Origin of the sequence: Sulfurimonas sp. (assembly GCF_041563035.1) — a bacterium.
GTDB lineage: Bacteria > Campylobacterota > Campylobacteria > Campylobacterales > Sulfurimonadaceae > Sulfurimonas.
This window is the reverse complement of record NZ_JBFFNS010000012.1, coordinates 69,184-78,295: the sequence shown is the minus strand read 5'-3', so window position 1 is coordinate 78,295 and position 9,112 is coordinate 69,184. Positions and strand designations below refer to the sequence as shown.

At 32.5% G+C, this 9,112-nt stretch carries 6 protein-coding genes; 2 read left to right on the top strand and 4 right to left on the bottom strand.

Annotated features, from left to right (window positions below; translation table 11 throughout):
• Positions 1-452: NADP-dependent isocitrate dehydrogenase (locus tag ABZC13_RS09125; RefSeq protein ID WP_373002655.1), on the bottom strand; the 452-nt coding region annotated here is incomplete at its 3' end.
• Between the two features lie 139 nt (positions 453-591).
• A complete protein-coding gene (gene mltG, locus ABZC13_RS09120; RefSeq protein ID WP_373002653.1) occupies positions 592-1,536 on the bottom strand; it encodes an endolytic transglycosylase MltG in 945 nt (314 codons plus the stop codon).
• On the opposite strand from mltG, the gene ABZC13_RS09115 reads away from it, so the two are divergent.
• Positions 1,466-4,618, top strand: a complete 3,153-nt coding sequence (locus tag ABZC13_RS09115) for an AsmA-like C-terminal domain-containing protein (protein ID WP_373002651.1) — start codon at positions 1,466-1,468, stop codon at positions 4,616-4,618. The two genes, mltG and ABZC13_RS09115, sit on opposite strands and share 71 nt — an antisense overlap.
• Before the next feature lie 6 nt (positions 4,619-4,624).
• On the opposite strand, the gene ABZC13_RS09110 is transcribed toward ABZC13_RS09115, so the two are convergent.
• Both ABZC13_RS09110 and secA read right to left on the bottom strand, forming a co-directional pair.
• Positions 4,625-5,827, bottom strand: coding sequence for an ABC transporter permease (locus ABZC13_RS09110; RefSeq protein ID WP_373002649.1), 1,203 nt, complete (start codon positions 5,825-5,827; stop codon positions 4,625-4,627).
• The gene (gene secA, locus ABZC13_RS09105; RefSeq protein ID WP_373002647.1) at positions 5,824-8,397 is read right to left on the bottom strand and encodes a preprotein translocase subunit SecA; all 2,574 of its coding nucleotides are present in this window, start codon (positions 8,395-8,397) and stop codon (positions 5,824-5,826) included. The genes ABZC13_RS09110 and secA overlap by 4 nt, the downstream gene beginning before the upstream one ends.
• A gap of 177 nt (positions 8,398-8,574) precedes the next feature.
• On the opposite strand from secA, the gene lolA reads away from it, so the two are divergent.
• Positions 8,575-9,090: a LolA-like outer membrane lipoprotein chaperone gene (lolA, locus tag ABZC13_RS09100; RefSeq protein ID WP_373002645.1), complete on the top strand. Its 516-nt coding sequence runs from the start codon at positions 8,575-8,577 to the stop codon at positions 9,088-9,090.
• The last annotated feature ends 22 nt before the right edge of the window (positions 9,091-9,112 follow it).

Genomic DNA, 9,112 nt, shown 5'->3' with positions numbered 1-9,112 from the left:
TGTGGATTTTTCTGAGCAAATTTCTTAACAGCTACTGCAGCACGTCTATCAGAGTTACCTTCACGAAGAACTGGATTAACAGCTGAACCTAAACATGTGCTGTATTTAGCTTGAAGAGCTTTTTCATCAGCATTTGCTGGGTTTTCAGGATAGTTAGGAATATCATAACCTTGACCTTGAAGTTCAGCGATACAATCTTTAAGCTGCCCAACTGAAGCAGAAATATTTGGAAGCTTGATGATGTTCCCATCTTCTTGTAAAACAACTTCACCTAATTTAGATAATTCATCTTCAGCAAGACCCATTGCTGCAAGAACACGTCCAGCTAGTGAAATGTCACTAGTAACTACTTCTACGCCTGCTGCTTTAGTGAAAGCATTAACGATAGGTAATAAAGAATAAGTTGCTAAAGCCGGAGCTTCATCAATTTTTGACCAAATAATTTTTGACATTTTTTGTCCTTAGGTTAATATTTTTGTTTTATGTGTTAGTTTAACTGAACTCCACAAAAACTTACAGGACAATCATAACACTAAGATAAATAATATGTGCTAAGCTTCTCTAAAGATTCAGTTATATTTTCTTTTTGTTTCATTTAGTAACATGCTTTATATTGCGTAAATGTGTAGAATAGTTACATGAAAAATCATGTCCTCCGCTCTTAGATTTCATAAAATAGAGGTAATCTGTCTTAGCCGGAAAAACTGCAGCTCTTATTGCTTCAAAGCTAACATTGCACACTGGAACCTTCGGTATACCCTTGTTTTTATAGGTATTATAGATAGAATCATCTTCTCTTATTCTTTTTGGAGTTATCTTGATGTGTGAATATTTTCCATAATTTAGAGTCCCATCCATTTGCAATTTCATACCTTTTTTTATTCTGTTGTAAATAACTGAACTAACAAGAGGCATCTCTTCTGTATTAGCTGATTCTTTCTGTATTATAGAAGCAATTGCTACAAAATGAAACCATCGCTTTTCATTATATGTTCCAAACAGTTTAATTGATAAATCTTTCATTTGCTTATTTGAGTTGTACAGAAGAATCCGTATTAATTCTCTTTCTGTAATGCCTAGTGGCATTTTATAGGTGTTTGGAACAAAGGCACCTTCGATAATATTGCTCTGTAATGCATATTCTTTTTGTAATATTTGTCTATCTAATTCTAATTTGTCAGCCAATTCATTTAAAAATATATATGTAGTCTCACCTGGAATAAGTGTTACATTTTGAAGTGCTGCCTTTGCAGTTGTCAATTTATAGAGAAAATCTCCTTTGCTACTATAGTTCGTTCCCATATCGATCCAACCACTTTGAGGAGAACCTATTAGCCTCAAAAGTATTGAATCTAACTTACTTACATTGTAATTTCTCTCACGTAATTGTGTTATAATCTGATTTATAGAACCCTTTGGTATAAATAGCACTTTTGGGGTGAGTACAGGCTGATTTAGGTAATACATGAACGATAAAATAATAATCAATACTATTTCAAAACTCCATTTCACTATAGTTAGCGCTTTATCATTCATTTTTTTAACACTTTCTTTTTTATTTATATTATTACAAAATGGCGTTTATATACAAAATATCTCTTTGCCAAATCTTCAAGTCAAGAAATTATACATTAAATGGGATGAAAAATTAAACATTAGCATCCAAGAAGCTAAAATAATTAAAAATTCTAAAAAAACAAAAACTGACATAAGCATAGAGCAAGTAAATAAGTTCTTTAAATCACTTCTTCTTTTTGATAATTGGTTTGAAAGTATAGAAATAAACAACATCATATTTAATGACATTAGTGGTTCATTTAAATACCAAGATGGTAAAGATGGTTTTTTAACAGCATCTTCAAAAAACTTTTTATTCCGCAGCTCACTCTTCTTTGAATCTCACTACTTTAATGTAAATATTGAAGAGTATCATGACTACAAACGCAAAATAAAGATTACCGGAAATCTGATATTTGACGGCTACTACAACGTAGAGCTACTCTCATCTTTAAATGTAAATATAAATAACGACATAAAATTAAAACTATATACGCTTGCGGACAAAGAGAAGCTATCTTACAAAATAGACTCAAAAAAGAAGATACAAAGTATTAAACATACCATAGAAATGCTGGGGATGCCAAAAGAGGTCAAATACTGGGCTTATGACGCTATTAAAATATCAGATATAGAGATTAAAAGTGTTAATGGATGGGCAGACTACAATAAACTAAGCGAAGCATATAAAAATGTACGAGTACTAGCAATAGCCAATAACCTAGAGTACACTTACAACCCTGAACTTGAACCTGTTGTTACAAAAAAAACAGAGCTTGAATTTAAAAATGGGATATTATTCATTAGACCAAAAGATGCTTATCAGTATGGTTTTCATCTGGATAAAAGTTGGCTGAAAATTGACTTTTCTAAAAAAGAGGAACTTCTAACCCTGTTTTTACTCTTTGAAGGAAAGGTAAATAAAGACCTACTAAATCTGCTTAAAGCATATAAGATAGATCTTCCTTTCTTGCAAAATAGCGGAAGCGTTGATACAAACTTAAAAATAGAAGTTGGTCTTAGAAATATTGATGTTACTGCTAAAGGAAATTTCTTTACTAAAAAAGCTAACTTCAACTACCTTGGTCTTGATATAGATATATTTAATGCCCGGATTTTTTTGCATAACTATGATGTTAAGATAGATAAGATGCATTCAAAATATAAAGATATAGCTACAGCTGATGTTGATGTAAGGTTTGATTCTAAAAAAAGTGAAGGGACTATAGACTTTGATGTTGAAGATATAAATTTTCAAGATCTTAATCTTAGACTTAAAAAAAGAAATACACCTCTAAAAGTGACCTACAAGATATCAAATAAACAAGATACTATAGATGTGCAGAACTCTACATGGTTATTTAAAGAAAAAGACATTGAAGTTGACAGAGTAACAGTACCTTTTGATTTAAAGACCCTTGTAGCTCAAATACCTACTACCCCAGTGCGTATAAAAAATCTTGCTTCTGCATATGCCTCCGGTTCATTTGCACTTAATCCTATTAGAGCAGATTTTGATGTAGATCTACTGAACTTTACTCTTCACGACGTTAAAATGGATCAATCTAGTGCATCTCTAAAAGTAACATATGATCAAAAACTTATGGTTACATCAAATGAGAAAATCAGACTAAATGCTAATAACCTTGACTATGTTCTTGGAGATACTGTTTTAGAGATAGGACAAGAAGAGTTTAAAATCTTAAACTCTACCGCTAAGATAAAAGATTTGGCAAGTGCGAAATTCAGTGCACAGTATCTATTTAAAGATGACACAGGAACGATTAAATTAAATGAGTTAAAATTTAAAAACGAAGACTTAGGTGAAATTTTCTCCTCAAGCGATGCAATAAAGCTTCATGTAATGTCCAACAAGCAAAAGACTGAGATAGAGGCTAAAGACTTTAATGCTCAGTTTACGCTAAAAGATAAGGGATGGATGCTAAAGTTTAACTCACTAAAAAATATAGCTAAAAAATCAAAACTTTTACAAGATTATAATGTAACAAATGGTGACTTTACTCTATATAAAAATCACACAGATAGAAATATTCAGTTCTCAGCCAATACAGCATATCCTTACAAACTTTTAGCTCTACAAAACAAGCCAATAGATAACTATATGATTAAAGGTCATATAGACAGAAGAACAAATGATATCTTACTGAACGTTAATAGTTCTGTTGACGTTAGAATCAGTAAAGAAATAAAAGTAACAGCAAATAAAATAGGTTTAAATATAGATGAAGTCTTAAACTATGTTAATGATAGAAACTCAACTGACGGAGCTGGAAAAAATATTATCTTTGACGCAAAAGATTGCTATGTATACATTAGTAAAGACAGACATGCGATATCAGACACAATACATCTGCAGTACTTCAATAACATAGTAAGTGCTCAATTAGAGTATAAAAGTGGTCATGCGGGCTTTGAACTAAAAGATGGTAAATTTTATCTTTATGGTGATGATTTCAATGATGAGTTTATGGATAAATTATTTGCTCTCTCAAAATTTAAAAATGGAAAACTTTCTTTTTCTATGCACGGTACAACAAAAGACTATAAGGGACTAATGCATATTAAAAACACAACTATACTTGATTATAAGATTTTAAATAATATTCTTGCCTTTGTAAACACTATTCCCTCTCTTGTGACATTCTCTTTGCCTGGATATAGCAAAAATGGATTAGAAGTTAAGAGTGCTTATATAAATTTCAATGCTAAAGATGATGTTTTTTATATCAGTGATATCTCACTTGATTCAAAAGAGATGGATATAGTTGGCAGAGGAACTGCCAGTTATACTAAAAATGAAATAGATATAAAGTTAAACCTCATATCAGACTTGGGAAGCAGTGTGGCTAAGATACCGGTTGTTGGATATATACTTTTAGGAGAAGACAGCATCTCAACTTCTATGAAGATCAGTGGTAAACTCAATGATCCAAGTGTAAAAAGCTTAATTGCTAAAGATATAGCGGTAGCACCTCTCAATATTATAAAGAGAACCCTTCTTTTGCCATTCCATCTATTTGAAAATAAAGAAGAAGAGTAAAAACTTTTACTCGTTTCTTAGAACAGTTAAAATATCTACTTCACTTGCTTTTTTAGCTGGGTAATAAGATGAAGCAATCACAATTACAAATGCTCCACAAACAATAAGAAAAAAGTCTTTAACACTTAAATCAAGAGGTAACGTAGTTGTTGGATAAACATCTTTTGGCAGAGAAACGATATCAAAAGTACTTAAGATCCATAATCCACCCATACCAAAAACTATTCCGGCTAAAATACCACTAACTCCGATTACAATACCAAGGTACAAAAATACTTTCTTTATCTCTGAAGTAGTAGCACCAAGAGAAAGAAGAAGAGCTATTTCACTTCTTCTGTTCATCACAGTCATCAAGAGTGAAGAGATTATATTGATAGCTGCAATTAAAATAATAAGCATTAACACAATGAAAAGAGAAGCTTTTTCAAGCTCTAACGCTGCAAAGAAGTTAACATTATCTTCCCACCAACCTTTTACCGTCACACTAACAGGGAGAATTTCTTTGATTTTTACAATATCTGCATGAGGATCATTTGAAAATACATGAATTCCATCATATTGGTTAGACGGCACATTAAGCATCGCTTGCATCGAGGAAAGAGTTGTATAACTATAAGCTTTATCATAAGCACTAAGACCAGAATCGAAAATGCCTTTGACTTTAAAGCGTTTGATCTTTGGTGTAATCGAGAGACCGCCAGGTTCAACATGAGTAAAGATATACATCAATCTATCGTCATGGTAAAGATTAAACTCATCTTTTAAACTCTTACCGATAAGCACATCAAACTTTGAGAATTTATTTTTTTGAATAGCATCTCCTAAGACACTGTTTACTTTTGCTTCATCTTCAAAGTTGACACCAAATATATATCCACCCTCTAGCTTTGTTCCACTTCTAGCCATAATAGCTGATTGAACATATGGGCTAAACTTAAGTTCTGGAAATCTGGATTCTAAGTCAATTAAGAGATCTTCATTAACTGCACCGTAAAATTTAGGAATAACAGTTAAAGGATAATTCATGATAGTCAGTTTTTTCTTGAACTCTTTATCAAAACCATTCATCAGTGCCATGGCAATAAGAAGAACCATAACACCGAGAGTAATGCCTAAAAAGGCAAGGAGCGCAGATAAAAAGATAAAGGGCTGATCTTTGTCAAAGCGTAAGAAACGCTTGACTAGGTAAGGTACTATTAATGTCTTCAAGACGCGAAAACACCTTTTTTAGGGCCGCTTTTTCCACAACATTGTTTGTATTTTTTGCCACTGCCACAAGGACAAGGCTCATTTCTAGCTACTTTTTTATCTGCAGCCTCAGCATTTTCCAGTTGATGGTTAAGCTGTCTTGCTGCTTCATCAAATTTTCTTTGTAGTTCTAGTTCTTGAGCGACTTTTGCAGCTTCCTCTTGGGGAGATTCCATTTTAAACTGGATGATCTGAAGAGTTTTGATAGTATTGAATTTAATATCTTTGATAAGTTCTGTAAAAAGGTTAAAACTCTCTTTTTTGTACTCTACCAGTGGATCTTTCTGATTATATGCACGAAGTCTAATACCAGTTTTCATATTATCCATAGCATATAGATGTTCTCTCCATGCACTATCTAGTTCTTTTAGGTAAAGTTCTCTTGCTATTTCATGTTGAATATCTTCTTCTAGTACACTCATTTTGTCATCATATGATTTTTTGACTGCAGCAGTTACCTTTTCTTGAAGTTCTTCAAACTCCAACAAATAGTAATCATCTATATTCAAATCAAAGTTTAACTCTTCTTTTAGCAACTCAGACAATTTCTTAACATTAAAATCTTCTTTTGCTCCACCATCAAAAATATCACAAATATTTAGTATATTATCTACATACTCAGTTCTGACTTCATCAATTTTTGAAATGATGTCAAATTCTTTGTCAAGAAGCTGATTTCTAAATCTATAAACAATTTTTCTCTGCTCATTTGCGACATCGTCATACTCAACAATCTGCTTTCTACCTTCGTAGTGCATGTTTTCTACTTTCATTTGAGCTTTTTCAACTGCACGAGTAACCATTTTAGACTCAATATATTCACCGTCTTCAACGCCGAGTCTTTCCATGATAGACTTGATCTTGTCGGAACCAAAAATACGTAGTAGATTGTCCTCTAGTGATAAGTAAAACTGTGTAGTACCCGCATCGCCTTGACGACCTGAACGACCACGTAGTTGGTTATCAATACGACGATTCTCATGTCTCTCAGTACCTATAATATAAAGACCACCAAGAGCTTTTACTTCATCATTAACTTTAATATCAACACCACGTCCAGCCATATTAGTAGCAATTGTAACAGCACCTTTAGAGCCCGCATTCTTAATGATTTCACCCTCTTGTGCATGATTTTTAGCATTTAACACAGTATGGGCTATTTTCTCTTTCTTTAAAACCTCATGTAATGCTTCAGATTTTTCAATAGATGCCGTACCGATCAGAACAGGCTGACCTGTCTTAGATAATTTTTTTATAGTCTCTATAACTGCAGCAAATTTTTCTTCTTCGGTTTTATAGATAAGATCATTTAAATCTTTTCTTGTAACAGGAATGTTTGTAGGAATAGATACAACATCAAGAGAGTATATCTGAGAAAACTCAGTAGCTTCTGTCTCGGCAGTACCAGTCATACCTGCTAACTTATCATACATTCTAAAGTAGTTTTGGAATGTAATATCTGCTAGAGTCTGAGTCTCTTCTTTTATCTCCACTTTTTCTTTAGCTTCAAGAGCCTGATGAAGACCTTCACTGAAACGACGACCTTCACTAAGTCTACCTGTAAACTCGTCAACGATTACAACTTCACCGTCATTTACAACATAGTCAACATCTTTCTCAAAAAGATAGTTAGCTTTAAGTGCTTGGTCAAGAGCATGAGGAAGAGAAGAATTTTCAACGCTATAAAGATTTTCAACACCAAAAAGCTCTTCCGCTTTAGTTATTCCATCTTCTGTAATAAGTATTACTTTATCTTTTTCATCTACAGTAAAGTGTTCATCTTTAATTAAATTCATAGCTATACCGTCAGCAATCTTATAATCTTCTAAACCTCTGTTTGTAGGACCAGAAATAATAAGTGGTGTTCTAGCCTCATCAATCAAGATACTATCAACTTCATCAACAATTACAAAATTGTGATTTCTCTGAGCCATCTGATCTGCTGAGTAACTCATATTATCTCTTAGATAATCAAATCCAAATTCATTATTTGTACCATATGTAATATCACACTTGTAAGCTTCAATTTTTTCTTCTGGTGTAGAGTTGCTCTCAAGTACAGTTCCAACAGAAAAACCTAGAAAATTATAAAGAGCTCCCATTTCCAATGCATCTCTAGACGCAAGGTAATCATTAACAGTCACTAAGTGTACGCCCTTGCCTGTAATAGCATTAAGTACAATTGCGAGTGTAGCGACAAGAGTTTTACCTTCACCTGTCTTCATCTCAGCAATTCTACCTTCATGAAGAGCCATACCACCTATTAGCTGAACATCAAAGTGCCTCATATTAAGAACTCTTTTACCAACCTCTCTTGTTATAGCAAAGGAATCCTCTAAAACATCATTTAAAGTTTTCTCTTCATTTAAAACACTGTTCTTCAGCTCTGAGAACGCTTCTTTTAATTCATCATCACTTAGAACCTCATACTTAGCTTCTAATGCATTGATATTGTTAACTCTTCTAGAATATTTTTTTAATTCGCGATCATTTGATGTACCAAAAATCTTTCCCATTAATGCCTGCAGCATCCTCAACCTTGTTATAGACTACTATATAACTTACTATATAGTAGTCACTGAAATTGCTCTTATTCTAGCATACTAATAGTTATAATTTGCATAAATTTAAAAATGAAACTATTTAAAATTCATATTGATTAATATGTAAACAGTCACTTAGATATAATTTCTCAAATAAGGAGCTTTATGAAACATTTATTTACACTATTCTTAACTTCTACGCTTGCTTTTGCCTCGTTTGACAGCTTAAACTCATTTCAAGCCGATTTTACACAAAGTGTTACAGACGATAAAGATAAATCACTGATTTATAAGGGGCATGTAGTAGCTTCTAAGCCTCAAAATGCTGTATGGAACTATATTAAGCCAATAAAAAAAGATGTTTATATAAATAGATTTAACGTTACCGTTATCGAACCGGAAATCGAGCAAGTTATTATCAGAAGAATAGACTCAAGTATGGATTTTTTCAACATGATACAAAATGCAAAAAAGATAGAAAATAACAAATATGAGGCTCACTATAAAGAGGCAAAGTTTATGATAACTACAAAAGATGAAGTAATAGAGACTATCTCATATGTAGATGAATTTGAAAATAAAGTAAAAATAGTTTTTGAAAACCAAAAACAAAATGAAAAAATCAATATAGAGCTTTTTACTCCAAAGTACCCTTTAGAGTATGATGTAATAAGAGATTAGTTTTATTGTGACGAGAGTAACG

Coding starts and splice junctions, on each gene's coding strand:
- ABZC13_RS09115 (WP_373002651.1), top strand. CDS start 1,466: ATGAACGATAAAATAATAATCAATACTATTTCAAAACTCCATTTCACT.
- mltG (WP_373002653.1), bottom strand. CDS start 1,536: ATGAATGATAAAGCGCTAACTATAGTGAAATGGAGTTTTGAAATAGTA.
- secA (WP_373002647.1), bottom strand. CDS start 8,397: ATGCTGCAGGCATTAATGGGAAAGATTTTTGGTACATCAAATGATCGC.
- lolA (WP_373002645.1), top strand. CDS start 8,575: ATGAAACATTTATTTACACTATTCTTAACTTCTACGCTTGCTTTTGCC.